Origin of the sequence: Streptomyces typhae (assembly GCF_009755605.1) — a bacterium.
Taxonomy (GTDB): domain Bacteria; phylum Actinomycetota; class Actinomycetes; order Streptomycetales; family Streptomycetaceae; genus Streptomyces; species Streptomyces typhae.
In genome coordinates this window covers 181,765-195,619 of the sequence record NZ_WPNZ01000008.1, presented here as the reverse complement: position 1 = coordinate 195,619, position 13,855 = coordinate 181,765, and the positions used below count along the sequence as shown (strand labels likewise).

Below are 13,855 nucleotides of genomic sequence, written 5' to 3'. Positions count from 1 at the left end.
ACTCGCGTTCATTGGACTGGAGCCGCCCGGTGGTTCCCAGCGAGCCCGCGGCGGGACCCCGGCGCGCACGCGAGCACCTGGAGGCAGCCCCCGATGCGGCAGAACGCCGGACCTCTCACCCTCACCCGCGTACCGCTGCGCGAGCGCCCCCTCAGACGGCTGCCGCAGCTCTTCGCCGGGCTCGCCCTGTACGGCCTCAGCATCGGCGTGATGGTCGGCGCGGGGCTCGGCAACAGCCCCTGGAGCGTGCTCAACCAGGGCGTCGAGCGGCACACCCCGCTGAGCTTCGGCACCGTGAGCGCCCTCGTCGGCGTCCTCGTCCTGCTGCTGTGGATCCCCCTGAAGCAGCGGCCGGCGTTCGGCACCGCGGCCAACGTCGTCGTCGTGGCCTACGCCTCCGACGCCGGTCTGTGGCTCGTACCGCAGGACCTCGGGCTCGCCGCGAGGACCGCGCTGCTGCTCGGCGGGGTCCTCGCCAACGGTCTTTCCGTCGCCGTGTACGTCGGCGCGCGCCTCGGCCCCGGCCCCCGGGACGGCCTGACGACGGGACTCGCCGCGCTCACCGGGCGTTCCCTGCGCCTGGTGCGTACCCTCGTCGAGGTCGTCGTGCTCGCCGCGGGATGGCTGCTCGGCGGGAGCGTGGGGGCGGGCACCGTGCTGTACGCGCTCGCGATGGGGCCGGTCACCCAGTACTTCCTGCCCCGGTTCGCGTACGCGAGGACTCCGGCGACGGCGGCAGGGACTCCTGAGGTGTCGCCTCGTCGTGCGTGAGGTCGGGCAGCCGGCGCAGCCACCGCGGCAGATACCAGTTGCGCTCCCCGAGCAGCGCCATCACGGCCGGCAGCAGCACCCCGCGGATCACGGTCGCGTCGATGAGGACCGCGGCCGCGAGGCCGACGCCCATCTGCTTCATCGACTGCATGGACAGCGTCCCGAAGATCGAGAACACCGCCACCATGATGACGGCCGCGCTCGTCACCACGCCCGCCGTGGTGATGACGCCGTGCGCGATCGCGTCCTTCGTCGTGCGCCCCTGGAGCCGCGCCTCGCGGATCCGGGAGACGACGAACACGTGGTAGTCCATCGAGAGGCCGAACAGGATCACGAAGAGGAACAGGGGCAGCCACGCGACGACCGCGCCCACGCCCTCCGCGCCGACCAGGGACGCGCCCCAGCCGTGCTGGAAGACCATGACGAGGGCGCCGTACGCCGCGCCGACCGACAGGAGGTTGAGCAGGATCGAGGTGACCGCGACCGCCAGCGAGCGGAACGAGAGCAGCATCAGGACGAAGGCGAAGGCGACCACGAAACCGAAGACGGGCAGCACCGCGGAGGTGAGCTGCGCGTTGAAGTCCCTGGACGCGGCGACCTGCCCGGTCACGGGAGCGGACACGCCGGACACCTTCCCGAGCGTCGCCGGGCGCACCTCGTCGCGCAGCAGCGCGAGGCTCTTCTCCGCCCGGTCCTGGTCGGCGCCGCCCACCAGGGGCACGCTGAGCACGGCCACGTTCTGCTTCTCGTACCGCTTCAGCTCCACCGGCCCCTTCGACGCGCCGGACGAGACCGCCCGCGTACGGAAGTCGGCGAGCGCCTCGGTGACCGCGGGGGAGCCGATGTCGTCCGCCTCGACGACGACCTCCGCGGGGTCCGCGCCACCGGGGAACGCCTCGTTGACCCGCTCGTACGTCGCCACGATCGGCAGCGAGTCGCCGAACTCCTGGTCGAGGGTGAGCTGCTGTGTCCTCATGCCGAGAGCGGGCAGGGCGATGGCGGCGAGGGTGCCCGCCGCCACCACGGTCCACAGCAGCGGCCGCCGCAGGACGGCACCGACGACGGCCCGCCACAGCCTGCTCTCCCTGCTGTCCGGCCGACCGGACCCGGATCCGGACCCGGCTCCGGGTCCTGTTTCGGGCCCGGCCCCGGATCCTGTTCCGGGCCCAGCTCCGGCGCCGGGCCCGGACCCGGCGCGAGCCCCGGCCCGCCGGGTCCGCGTCCGCCGCGGCAGCGGCAGCCGCCCCTTCTCCACCCGCTCGCCGAGCAGCGAGAGCAGCGCGGGCAGCACCGTCACCGAGCCGACCATCGCCACCGCGACCACGATCAGCGAGGCGAGCCCCATCGCCTCGAAGTCGGTGATGCCGGTGAAGAGCATGCCGGCCATCGCCACGCACACCGTGATGCCGGAGACGACCACGGCCCGGCCGCTGGTCGCCGCCGCGATCCGCAGCGCCGTCCGCGGGTCCCGGCCCCGGGCGCGCTCCTCGCGCTCGCGCCGCAGATAGAACAGGCAGTAGTCGACGCCGACGGCGAGGCCCACCAGCAGCATCACCGAGTCCGCCACGTCGCCCATCGGCTGCACATGGCTCACCAGGGCCATCAGGCCCATCGTCGCCACGATTGCGGAGATCGCGAGCAGCACCGGCAGGAGCGCCGCCACCAGCGCGCCGAACGCGATCAGCAGGATGCCGAACGCCACCGGCACCGCCGAGTACTCGGCCTGCCGGAAGTCGTTGCCGAAGGCGTCGTCGAACGTCTTCTCCATGCTGGCGCCGCCGATCTGCTCGATCCGCAGCCCCGCGTCCTCGTGCCGCTCCGCCACCCGTCCGACGGCCTTCAGGACTGGCCCGACCCGGTCGGTGGCGGTGTCCGGGTCGCCGCGCAGGTCCATCGTGACCAGGGCGCTGCGGCCGTCCTTCGAGAGCGTGCCCGAGGTGTAGGGGGAGACGACGGCCGACGCCTCGCCGGTGTCACGGAGCGCCCGCACGACGTCGTCGACGGCGGCGCGGAAGCGCGGGTCGGTGGTCCTCGGACCGCCGTCCCCGCGGGTCTGCACGAGGACCCGCTCGCCCGTCGGCTCCTCGATGCCCGCGTCGTCGGTGATCTGCCGCGCCTGGTTGATCTCGCCCTTCAGGTCGTTCTCCGGGGCGTCGGTCCGGCCCGTCGCCGAACCGGCGCCCATGGCCAGGACGACGAAGAGGATCCAGATGCCGACCGCGGCCCACCGGTGGCGTGCGCTCCAGACCCCGGCGCGCGCCGCGAAGCCCCGCACGGGTGGCACGCCGTCCCCCACCGGTGCGCCGCCGTCCCGCGGGGAAGTCCCGCCCTCCCGCACGGGTGTGCCGCCGCTCCTGTCGCTGCCTGTCATGGAGTCGCCCCCCGTCGTGTGGCGGCGGCGCCGCGCCGCCTCCCCTGACTCTCGAAGCTAGGGCGGTACTCGGGGGGCGGCGTCCTGCGCGCAGGTGAACCCGGCGCCCGCCTGAGGGAGGACCCCGGCGTCCCAAGCCCCTTACACCCATCGGGTTCTGGCACCTACACGGGTCCGGGTGGACCCGGTCCAGGAGGTCTCGTACCTGCGAGGTGTCCGAAGTGTGACCACGTCCCCTTTTTGTTATTACAGAACCTTGTTGAACAAGTCACAGGCGCAGGAAGGTATTGATCTGCGCGCGTCATTCAGACAAGGTTTCGTCCCAACGCCCGGAGATCTTCAGTTCTTTCGGAGGCGACCGGGTGTCGCAGTCATGGCTGCACAACAGCACAAAGGCTTTGAAACCCCCCACATCCCCCCACAGAACCACGAGGAGACCCCTCTTCATGGCAACCCACAAGCGCGCTCGCACGATGAAGCTCACCGCTGCGATAGCCACCGCCGCCACCGCGGTGGGTGTGACCGTCTTCGCCGGATCGTTCGCCGGGGCCTCGACCCCCGCCGAGGGCAAGATCTACGGCGCGGACGCCAAGGGCGCCGTCGACGGCAGCTACATCGTGCTGCTCGACGAGAAGGCCGACAAGTCGGCCAAGTCCGACCTCGCGAAGGAGTACGGCGGCAAGCTCAGCCGCGCCTACTCCTCGGCCGTCAACGGCTTCGCCGCCAAGAGCCTGACGGAGACCGAGGCCAAGCGCCTCGCTGCCGACCCGGCCGTCGGCAAGGTCGTGCAGAACAAGAAGTTCACCATCGACGCCACCCAGGACAACCCGCCGTCGTGGGGCCTGGACCGCATCGACCAGGCGGACACGGCCGGCGACAAGAAGTACACGTACCCCGACGCCGCGGGCGAGGGCGTCACCGCGTACGTCATCGACACCGGCGTCCGCGTCAGCCACAAGGACTTCGGCGGCCGTGCCACCTCCGGCTTCGACGCCGTCGACAACGACGACAACGCCGACGACGGCAACGGCCACGGCACCCACGTCGCGGGCACCATCGCCGGTGCCGCGCACGGTGTCGCCAAGAAGGCGAAGGTCGTCGCCGTCCGCGTCCTGGACGACCAGGGTTCCGGCACCACCGAGCAGGTCGTCGCGGGCATCGACTGGGTCACCAAGAACCACCAGGGCCCCTCCGTCGCCAACATGAGCCTCGGTGGCGGCGCCGACGAGGCCCTCGACGAGGCCGTCCGCAAGGCCGTCGCCGCCGGCGTCACCTTCGGCGTGGCCGCGGGCAACGAGTCGACCGACGCGAGCCAGGGCTCCCCGGCCCGCGTCAAGGAGGCCATCACGGTCGCCTCCTCCACCAAGGACGACCAGCAGTCGGACTTCTCCAACTTCGGCTCCTCCGTGGACATCTACGCCCCCGGCTCGGACATCACGTCGGCCTGGAACACCGGTGACGACGCCACCAAGACCATCTCCGGCACCTCGATGGCGACCCCGCACGTCGTGGGCGCCGCCGCCGTCTACCTCGGTGCCCACAAGGACGCCGCCCCCGACGCCGTCGCCAAGGCCCTGACCGACGGCGCCACCGCCGACAAGATCTCCAACCCGAGCGAGGGCACCCCCAACAAGCTCCTGAAGGTCGTCGAGTAGGCACCGCCACGGCCCACTGAAGCCGGCGGCCGTCGTGCCCACCCCCACGGGGCACGGCGGCCGCCTTATCGTGTGCGCATGGCGACGAAGATCTACGCGGCGCTGCTGCGCGGCATCAATGTGGGCGGCAGCGTGAGGATGCGGAAAGTGGCGATGCCGCGCCTGCGCGCGCTCCTCGAAGGGCTCGGGCACGGCGACGTACGGACCCACCTGCAGAGCGGCAACGCCGTCTTCACCGCGGACCACGGCGACGAGGAGTCCCTGGCCGCAGGGGTGACCGCGGCCCTGGAGCGGGAGTACGGGTTCACCGTCGACGTCCTGGTGCGCGACGCGGCGTACCTGAAGGCGGTGGCGGCCGCCTGCCCCTTCCCCGCGGCGACGCTGGAGGGCAGGCAGCTGCACGTCACGTACTTCTCGGCGCCCGTCGACGCCGACCGGTTCGCGGCCGTCGACCAAGCGGCCTACCTCCCGGAGGAGTTCAGGCTCGGCGACCGCGCCCTGTATCTGTACGTGCCCGACGGCCTCGGAACCTCCCGGCTCGCCGGTGCCCTCGCCCGCCCGTCGATCACCAAGGGCCTCATCGCCACCAGCCGCAACTGGAACACCGTCACCAAGCTCGTGGAGATGACCGATGTCTGACACGGCCGACGCCGCCGCGCTCTCCGGGCGCTCGCCCGCCGTCCAGGCGGCCATCGAGAACGAACTGCGCCTCCTCGACCCCGAGGTACGGGCGTCGCCGGAGCTGTTCGGCGCCCTGCTGCACCCCGACTTCACCGAGTTCGGCGCGTCCGGGGCCCGCTGGGACCGCGCGTCGATCGTCAAGGTCCTCACCGAGCGGCCCGGACCGGGCGACCGGCCCGCCACCACCTCCCGCATGCGCGGCGTCCAACTCGCCGACGACCTGGTGCACCTCACCTTCGACACCGACACCAACGGCCGCCTGGCGCACCGCAGTTCCCTGTGGCGGCGCACCGGCGACGGCTGGCGCCTCTGGTTCCATCAGGGCACGCCGTTCACGGCCCGGCCGGCGCCGCGAGGGTGACCGTGCGGGTCCCGAGGTAGGTGGCGTGCGAGACGATCTCGCGCGGCACGGCCAGGCGCGCGTCGGCCAGGAGCCGCCGGACACCCCCGGGACGCACGGGCCGCGCCGTCAGATGGGCCGCCGACGTGAGGGCGGCCACCGTGTCGAGCAGCGCCAGGTCGTCGTCCGTGACGTCCGCGTCGTCCTTCTCCATCAGGCCCCAGCCGTCCCACGGCAGCACCTCCACGCCGCCGAGCGCGGCGAGGTCGGCCACCACATCGGCACGCACCAGGGCGAGCCCCTTGATCTCCGGGACCGTCGCCACCGTGAACGTGTCCGGGTCGGCGCGGCCCTCCCGGCACGCCCGCCAGGCGTCACCGGCGACCAGGAACTGGTCCCGGGGAACGTCCATGGGGTCGAAGGACACGTCGTACGAACCACCGAGCAGTTGCACGTCGCTGAGGACCCAGCCGCGCCCGGACCGCCAGTACTCCGTCACCCAGTGGTTGTCGTACAGGCCCGTCTCGAAGTACGCCCCGTACCCCGCCCGCACCCGCGCCGGAGTGCCGGTGGCCCGCAGCAGCGAGCACAGCAGCACCGCGAAGTCCCGGCAGGTCGCCACGAACCGCGCGCCGGGCTCCCGGGGCTCGGTGAGCACCGTGCTGCCGCGCTCGCCGACGATGCGCAGGATCTCGCCCGCGTACCGCGTCTCCGCGTCCCCGTGCAGCCGGTCCACCGGCACCTCGTAACCGAAGGCGCCACGCTCCTCGCGGTGCATCAGCAGACCGCGTACGACAGCGGCGAGCGCGGCCGGGTCGCGGGGGAGCGGGGCGCCGCCGAGCAGGGCGTCGAGGCGGGGCCCGGGGTCGCTGTACGGGCTCTGGGTCAGATAGTCGCTGTCCATGGCGGGAGCGTGGGGTCTGCCCCAGGGGCAAGGTCCAGCGCTGTGACTCCGGGCAAGTGCTCCCGTTTCCCTGACCCTTGACCGATCACCTGTGCGAGGCTCGCCCCATGCGATACATCATCATCGGAGCGGGGGCCGTCGGCGGCAGCGTCGGCGGGCGCCTCGCCGAGGCGGGGCACGACGTCGTCCTGGTCGCCCGGGGCGCGCACCTGCGGGCCCTGCGGGAGCGCGGGCTCACCCTCACGACACCCGACGGCACCCGCACCCACCGGCCGCCCGTCGTGTCGGAGCCCGCCGAACTCGGCACCCTGCGCCCGGACGACGTGCTCGTCCTCGCCGTCAAGACCCAGGACTCCGAGGCCGCCCTGGGCGCCTGGAGCACCCGGCCCGTCGCGGGCGGCACGACGGCCGCCGAGTCGCTGCCCGTGGTCTGCGCGCAGAACGGCGTCGACAGCGAACGGATGGCCCTGCGCCGCTTCGCCCGCGTGTACGGCATGTGCGTGTGGCTGCCCGCGACGTACGTCGAGCCCGGCACCGTCGCCGCCGCCGGTGCCCCCTACACCGGCATCCTGCACATCGGCCGGTACCCGTCGGGGACCGACGACACCGCCCGGCGCGTCGCCGCCGGCCTTCAGGACGCCAAGCTGCTCGCGCCCGTCGTCGGGGACGTGATGCGCTGGAAGTACGGCAAGCTCCTCGCCAACCTCGCCAACGCCGTCGAGGCGCTGACGGGTCCCCTCGTCGAGGAGGCCGCCCTCGCGGTGAACCGCCGCGCCCGCGCCGAGGGCGAGGCCGTGCTCGCCGCGGCCGGGATCGCGGCGGTCGGCGAGCGGGAGCACGTCGCGGCCCGCGCCGGGCGCCTCGTCCTCGAGCCCATGGAGAGCGGCGCCAACGGCGCGGGCGGCCCGCGCGGCGGCTCCACCTGGCAGAGCCTCACCCGTGGCACCGGCACCGTCGAGGTCGACTACCTCAACGGTGAGATCGCGCTGCTCGGCCGGGAGCACGGGGTGCCGACGCCGGTGAACGACGCGCTCCAGCGGCTCGCGAACACCTTCGCGCAGGAGCGCAGGGCGGCGGGGTCGATGCCGGTGGCGGAGCTGGTCGCCCACGTCGAACGGGTCAGGGGCGAGGAGCCTCGGCCCGTGACGTGAACTGGAGCGTCGTCCCCCCGTGGTCCTCGCGCACCTCGCGGCCCTGCGTGTAGCCGAGGCGCTTGAGGACGGTGATGGACGGCGTGTTCTGGGCGTCCACGGTGGCGTGCACCTCGGCGAGCCCGAGCGTCCGGTGGCCGTAGTCCGTGAGCAGGCCCGCGAGCTCCGTGCCGAGGCCGAGGCCCCAGCTGTCCCGGGACAGGCCGTAGACGATCTCGTGGCCGTCGAGCCAGGGCTCGGGGGACGGCTTGATCTCGGCGTGGCCCGCGTACCGCCCGTTGTGGCGCACCGCCCACACCGGGAAGCGCCGCTCCGCGTACACGATGCTGAACAGCCGCGCGAACAGCGCCCTGTTCTCCTCGGCGCTCTGCATGCCCTCGCCGAACCAGCGCCCCACGGCGTCGTCCTGGAACAGCGCGACGAACTCCGCCTCGTCTGCGGCGACGTACGCGGAGAGCACCAGTCGCTCGGACCGCAGTTCGGGGGCGAACGGCTCGGGGGTCATCCGCGAGACGCTAAGGGGGCCGCGCGCGGCCCCGCAAGCGGTTTCCGGCCGACGCCCGGGACAAGATCAGGCCGGGCGCGACAGGGCGTTCCCGGCCCCGGCGGACGCCGGGGAGCGGCCCGCGGTGAAGCGGCGGCAGGCGTCGAAGCGGTCGAGCAGCACCCGGGCCACGAGCGGTGAGTCACCGAGCACGCCGGCCAGGACGTCGGCGCCCGCCTCCGCGGCGCCCCGGGCGATCCGGTCGGGCAGGAAACCCGGCGCGAGGACATAGGGGGCGACCGCCACCCGCCGCACTCCGGGCTCGGCCCGCAGCAGGCGCACCGCCTCCGCCGTGGGCGGAAAACCCTCGAAGGAAGGGGCGGAGGCCGAGGTGACGGAGGCGGCGGCGGAGGCCGAGGTGGCGGAGGCGAACGCAGGCCGCACGGCGCACCAACCGGTGTGCCGCCACTCCCGCGCGATGTCAGCGATCACTGCGCCCGCCTCCGGATCGGTGGACCCCGCCGAGGCCAGGACGACCCCGGTCGTGGCCTTGTCGGCGGGGTCGAGCCCCGCCTCGTACAGCCGCCTCTCCAAGGCGGCCAGGAGCAGCGGCGCCGGACCGAGGACCCCCGCCTGCCGGACCCGGAGGCCCGGCGGAGCCTGCTTCAGGACCGCCGGGATGTCGGCCTTGGCGTGGAAGGCGCGGGTGAGGAGGAGGGGCAGGGCGACGACGTCCCGCACGCCCTCCTCGTCGAGGCGGGCGAGGACGGCCGGGACCGACGGGGTGTCGAAGTCCAGGAAGCCCACCTCCACCCGCAGTCCGGGCCGCCGCGCGCGCACCGTGCGCAGCAGCGCCCGGACGGTCGCGGCGTGCCGTGGATCGCGGCTGCCGTGCGCGACCGCGAGGAGGACCGGGCCCCGGCCGCGGTGGCCGGGCCGGGACGGCGATGTGCGGTGGTACATGGGATCAGCTCTTCACCAGCAGGCCGCGGCTGCGCAGGACCCACCGCTCCAGGGGACTGAAGACGATCAGGTCGATGGCGATGCCGACGATCAGGATGAGCAGGATGGCGAGGAAGACCTGGGACATGCTGCTGTTGGTGCGGCCCGCTTCCAGGAGCTGGCCGAGACCCATCCCGAGGTCGGGGGACTGCGCGATGATCTCGGCGGCCATCAACGACCGCCAGGAGAACGCCCAGCCCTGCTTCAGGCCCGCGAGATAGCCGGGCAGGGCCGCGGGCATGACGATGTGCCAGGTCCCGCGCAGACCGGTCGCGCCCAGGGTGCGGCCCGCCCGCAGGAACAGCGGCGGCACCTGGTCCACGCCCGCCACCAGGCCGTTGGCGATCGACGGCACCGCGCCGAGCAGGATCACCGCGTACATCATCTTGTCGTTGAGCCCGAGCCAGATCACCGCGGGCGGCACCCACGCCACCGACGGCAGCGACTGGAGGCCGGACAGGATCGGGCCGATCGCCGCCCGCACGAACTTGACCCGCGCGACGATCAGACCGAGCGGCGTGCCGATGGCGAGCGCCATCAGGAAGCCGAACATGCCGCGCGAGACGGACGTCCAGATGTACTCCAGGAGCGTGCCCTGCCGCCAGGCGTTCTCGACCTCCTGCCACACGGCGTCCGGCGCCGGCAGCTTGTAGCTGTCGGTCACCTCCGCCCAGACCAGGACCTGCCACACCACGAGGACGAGCACGACGGCCGTGATCGGCGGCAGGACCTTCTGCACGAGTGTCTGGCGCAGCGGCGTGCGCCGCGTCTGCACGGTGTCCAGGGCGTCGAGGCCCGCCTCCAGACCCGCCAGGTCCTGGGTGTCCTTGCTGTGGGGTACGGCGTCGGTGGTGGCCGTGGTATCGGTGGTGTCGGTGTCGTGCCCCTCGCCCTTGCGTGGAGCGGGCGTCGTCTCAGTGCTGCCCATGGCGGCGGATCTCCCCACGCAGTTCTTCGGTGATCTCGACGGACAGCTCCGCCACCGCCGTGTCGTCGATGCGACGCGGCTGCTCGATGTCGACGGTCCACTCGCGCGCCACCCGGCCGGGCCGCGAGGACAGCAGGACCACGCGCTGGGCGAGCCGTACCGCCTCACGGACGTTGTGCGTGACGAACAGGACGGAGACGCCGGTCTCGCGCCAGATCCGGGTCAGCTCGTCGTGCAGCACGTCCCGCGTGATGGCGTCGAGCGCGGCGAACGGCTCGTCCATCAGGAGCAGCTTGCTGTCCTGGGCGAGCGCGCGGGCCAGCGCGACGCGCTGGCGCATGCCGCCGGACAGCTCGTGCACCCGCTTGCCGTACGCGCCCTCGAGCCGGACCAGGGCCAGCAACTCCTCGGCCCGCGGGCGCCGTTCGGCCTTGGGCAGACCGCTCAGCTTCAGGGCGAGCTCGATGTTCTTGCCCGCGGTCAGCCACGGGAACAGGGCGTGCTCCTGGAACATCAGGGCCGGGCGGCCGTCCGTGGCGATGGCGCCCACGGACGGCTTGTCGAGCCCGGCCACCAGGTTGAGCAGGGTCGACTTGCCACAGCCCGAGGCCCCCAGGAGGGTGACGAACTCCCCCTGGGCCACGTCCAGCGTGATGTCGTCGAGGACGAGCTGCTGTCCCGCCGGTGTCGCGAAGGACTTCGAGACGTGCTCGATGCGTGCGGCGAGCCCGGCCGCGTCCACGGTGTGTGCGGCGCTTTCGGGTGCCTTGGTGAGCGTCGTGCCCATGGTCGTCACCTCCTGAGAACCTGAACTGTGGGCGTGATCCGACTACTTGACGCCGAGACCGGCGTCCTCGACCGCGGGCTCGCCCGCCGCCTTCAGGACCTTGTTGAGCGGTCCGAGGTCGTAGATGCCCTTGAGGTCGGGCTGCTCCAGGAGGCCCGCCTTCACGGCGTGCTCGGCCTCGGTGTCGAGCGTCGCCGCCAGCGGGTCGTTGATGAACTGGATCGACTTCCAGGCCGGGTCGATGACGTTCGCGGGCAGTGCCTTGCCGGAGTGCTGCTTCAGCTTGGCGTTGGCGGCGGCCTTCGCCTTCTCCGGGTTGTCCTCGATGAACTGGTTCGTCTTCACCGCGCCCCTGAGCACGGCCTCGACGACCTTCGGGTGCTCCTTCAGGAACTCCTGCCGCACGATGATGTTGGTGATCACGAACTTCTTGTCCGGCCACAGGTCGGCCTCGTCGAGCAGCACCTTCGCGCCCTCCGAGACCAGCTTGGACGCGGTCGGCTCCGGCACCCAGGCGCCGTCGATCGAACCGGACCTGTAGGCGTCCGGGGTGATCTTGTTGTCGGTGCGGACCACGGAGACGTCGCCCTTGCCGCTCTGGGCGTCGACCTTCCAGCCCTTGGTCTTGATCCAGTTGAGGAAGGCCACGTCCTGGGTGTTGCCGAGCTGAGGCGTCGCGATCTTCTTGCCCTTGACGTCGTCGAGGGACTTGATCTTCTTCGGGTTCACGACGAGCTTGACGCCGCCGGACGCCGAGCCGCCGATGATCCGCAGGTTCTTGCCGTCGGACTTGGTGTAGCCGTTGATCGCGGGCGACGGGCCGATCCAGCTGATGTCGATGGACTTCGAGTTCAGCGCCTCGATCGCCGAGGGGCCCGCGTTGAACTGGGAGTACGTCGCCTTGGTGGCGCCCAGCTCCTTCTGGAACAGGCCTTCCTGGTCGCCGACGAGCGCGGTGCCGTGGGTCAGGTTCGGGAAGTACCCGATCTTCACCTGGTCCAGGCCTTCGATCTTCTTCGCGTCGGCGGCGATCTTCGCCTTGCCGTCGTCGTCCTTGTCGGAGTCCGAGCCGTATCCGCAGGCGGAAAGTGTCAGAGCGAGCAGGGGGAGGGCGGCTGCCGCGGCCGTGCGGCCTCTGCGGTGCGCGCGGGTCTTACGTCGAGCGGGAATGCCAGGGATACGGATGGCAGGCACGGGAGGTGTTCCTCTCGTTGGCCCGGTGCTCGGCACCGTCAGGGTGCGGCCGGGTGGATGTCGGCGGATCTTCGTCTGCGTGCGAAGGGACGGCGGGGGGTGAGGGCGCGCGAGCGGTGCGCGTACGTCATCGCACACATCGCGTCACGCCGCCCGAACCCGCCCCGAGGGCGCCGCTGCCGACCCGGCCGCCCTCCTTGGCGAACGTCGCGTACACATTGATCGAGGCCATGGTCAGAAGTCCCACCCCTCGTCGTCCGCGGGCGGCGCGGTGTCGACGGGCTTGGCGAAGGCCTCACCGGCCATGCCGGCCGCGAGCGTCGTACCGTCCGCCGGGTCGATCAGGAGGAAGGAACCGGTGCGCCGCGAGTCGGCGTACGCGTCGAGCGCGAGCGGCTCCGCCGTGCGCACCAGGACCCGTCCGATGTCGTTGGCGACGAGCTGCTCCGGGTTCGGGTGCTGGGAGAGGTCGTCCAGGGTCAGCCGGGACGGGATCTGCTTCACGATCGCCTTGACCGTACGGGTGGTGTGCTTGAGCAGCACCCGCTGGCCCACCGTGAGCGGCTGGTCGGCGACGTGGCAGACGGTGGCCGCGATGTCCTGGGCCGTCGACGGCGTGTCACTGCTCGGGACGATCAGGTCGCCCCGCGAGACGTCGATGTCGTCCTCCAGGAGCACGGTCACCGACTGCGGGGTCCACGCCACGTCCACCGGCTTCCCGAGCAGATCGATGCCCGCGACCTTCGACGTCCGCCCCGACGGCAGGACGGTGACCGACTCGCCGACCCGGAAGGTGCCCGCGGCGATCTGGCCCGCGTAGCCCCGGTAGTCGGGGTGCTCGGCGGTCCCCGGCCGGATCACGTACTGCACCGGAAGACGCGCGTGGCAGCTCGTCAGGTCGTGGCTGACGGGCACGGTCTCCAGGTGCTCAAGGACCGTGGGGCCGCCGTACCAGTCCATGTTCGACGACGGCTCCACCACGTTGTCCCCGGCGAGCGCCGAGATCGGGATCGCGGTGATCTCGGGGACGCCCAGCTCGCCCGCGTACGCGGTGAACTCCTCCGCGATCCGCGCGAACACCGGCTCCGCGTACTCGACGAGGTCCATCTTGTTCACGGCGAGCACCACGTGCGGCACCCGCAGCAGCGCGGCCACCGCGGCGTGCCTGCGGGTCTGCTCGATGACGCCGTTGCGGGCGTCCACCAGGACCACCGCGAGGTCGGCCGTGGAGGCGCCCGTGACCATGTTCCGGGTGTACTGCACATGGCCCGGGGTGTCCGCGAGGATGAAGCGGCGCCGGGGTGTGGCGAAGTAGCGGTACGCCACGTCGATGGTGATGCCCTGCTCCCGCTCGGCCCGCAGGCCGTCGGTGAGCAGCGCCAGGTCGGGGCCCTCGGCGCCGCGGCTGCGCGAGGCGTGCTCGACGGCCTCCAGCTGGTCGGCGAGGACCGACTTGGAGTCGTGCAGGAGCCGGCCCACGAGGGTGGACTTGCCGTCGTCGACGGAGCCCGCGGTGGCGAACCGCAGCAGGGTGGTCGCGGACAGACCGGCGAGTTCCGCGGCGGCGGTGTCGGTGGTGCTGGTCAT

The 13,855-nt window shown here is 72.3% G+C and carries 13 protein-coding genes; 5 read left to right on the top strand and 8 right to left on the bottom strand.

Features of this window, described 5'->3' with window-relative positions; all coding sequences use genetic code 11:
- Positions 1 to 93 precede the first annotated feature (93 nt).
- A complete protein-coding gene (gene yczE / locus GPA10_RS16535; RefSeq protein ID WP_157166183.1) occupies positions 94 to 771 on the top strand; it encodes a membrane protein YczE in 678 nt (225 codons plus the stop codon).
- Here yczE and GPA10_RS16530 read toward each other — a convergent pair.
- Entirely contained in the window at positions 683 to 3,046 is a 2,364-nt protein-coding gene (locus tag GPA10_RS16530) for an MMPL family transporter (RefSeq protein ID WP_343040999.1), read from the bottom strand. The genes yczE and GPA10_RS16530 overlap by 89 nt on opposite strands.
- A gap of 542 nt (positions 3,047 to 3,588) precedes the next feature.
- Between GPA10_RS16530 and GPA10_RS16525 the strand changes: the two genes are divergently transcribed.
- From GPA10_RS16525 to GPA10_RS16515, 3 genes are all read left to right on the top strand, one after another.
- The gene (locus tag GPA10_RS16525; RefSeq protein ID WP_157166181.1) at positions 3,589 to 4,797 is read left to right on the top strand and encodes a S8 family peptidase; all 1,209 of its coding nucleotides are present in this window, start codon (positions 3,589 to 3,591) and stop codon (positions 4,795 to 4,797) included.
- Between the two features lie 78 nt (positions 4,798 to 4,875).
- Positions 4,876 to 5,436 (top strand): DUF1697 domain-containing protein, encoded by a 561-nt coding sequence (locus GPA10_RS16520; protein WP_058849326.1) that lies wholly within the window; start codon positions 4,876 to 4,878, stop codon positions 5,434 to 5,436.
- Positions 5,429 to 5,839, top strand: a complete 411-nt coding sequence (locus GPA10_RS16515) for a nuclear transport factor 2 family protein (protein WP_058849325.1) — start codon at positions 5,429 to 5,431, stop codon at positions 5,837 to 5,839. Before GPA10_RS16520 ends, GPA10_RS16515 begins: the two co-directional genes overlap by 8 nt.
- Here the strand turns inward: GPA10_RS16515 and GPA10_RS16510 are convergent.
- Positions 5,811 to 6,722 carry a transglutaminase-like domain-containing protein gene (locus GPA10_RS16510; RefSeq protein WP_157166180.1) on the bottom strand — a complete coding sequence of 304 codons (912 nt, stop codon included), beginning with the start codon at positions 6,720 to 6,722 and terminating at the stop codon, positions 5,811 to 5,813. The genes GPA10_RS16515 and GPA10_RS16510 overlap by 29 nt on opposite strands.
- Before the next feature lie 107 nt (positions 6,723 to 6,829).
- On the opposite strand from GPA10_RS16510, the gene GPA10_RS16505 reads away from it, so the two are divergent.
- On the top strand, positions 6,830 to 7,873 hold the full coding sequence (locus GPA10_RS16505; protein WP_157166179.1) for a ketopantoate reductase family protein: 1,044 nt from the start codon (positions 6,830 to 6,832) through the stop codon (positions 7,871 to 7,873).
- On the opposite strand, the gene GPA10_RS16500 is transcribed toward GPA10_RS16505, so the two are convergent.
- The 6 genes from GPA10_RS16500 to GPA10_RS16475 all read right to left on the bottom strand — a co-directional run bounded on the left by GPA10_RS16500 (position 7,842) and on the right by GPA10_RS16475 (position 13,855).
- Positions 7,842 to 8,378 (bottom strand): GNAT family N-acetyltransferase, encoded by a 537-nt coding sequence (locus GPA10_RS16500; RefSeq protein WP_058849322.1) that lies wholly within the window; start codon positions 8,376 to 8,378, stop codon positions 7,842 to 7,844. The two genes, GPA10_RS16505 and GPA10_RS16500, sit on opposite strands and share 32 nt — an antisense overlap.
- A gap of 66 nt (positions 8,379 to 8,444) precedes the next feature.
- Positions 8,445 to 9,320: a sirohydrochlorin chelatase gene (locus GPA10_RS16495; protein WP_157166178.1), complete on the bottom strand. Its 876-nt coding sequence runs from the start codon at positions 9,318 to 9,320 to the stop codon at positions 8,445 to 8,447.
- 4 nt (positions 9,321 to 9,324) lie between these two features.
- Positions 9,325 to 10,287 carry an ABC transporter permease gene (locus GPA10_RS16490; RefSeq protein ID WP_157166177.1) on the bottom strand — a complete coding sequence of 321 codons (963 nt, stop codon included), beginning with the start codon at positions 10,285 to 10,287 and terminating at the stop codon, positions 9,325 to 9,327.
- Complete coding sequence (locus GPA10_RS16485) at positions 10,274 to 11,074, bottom strand: ABC transporter ATP-binding protein (RefSeq protein WP_157166176.1); 801 nt, start codon at positions 11,072 to 11,074, stop codon at positions 10,274 to 10,276. The genes GPA10_RS16490 and GPA10_RS16485 overlap by 14 nt, the downstream gene beginning before the upstream one ends.
- Before the next feature lie 42 nt (positions 11,075 to 11,116).
- A complete protein-coding gene (locus GPA10_RS16480) occupies positions 11,117 to 12,244 on the bottom strand; it encodes an aliphatic sulfonate ABC transporter substrate-binding protein (RefSeq protein ID WP_343040998.1) in 1,128 nt (375 codons plus the stop codon).
- 258 nt (positions 12,245 to 12,502) lie between these two features.
- The gene (locus GPA10_RS16475) at positions 12,503 to 13,855 is read right to left on the bottom strand and encodes a sulfate adenylyltransferase subunit 1 (protein WP_157166175.1); all 1,353 of its coding nucleotides are present in this window, start codon (positions 13,853 to 13,855) and stop codon (positions 12,503 to 12,505) included.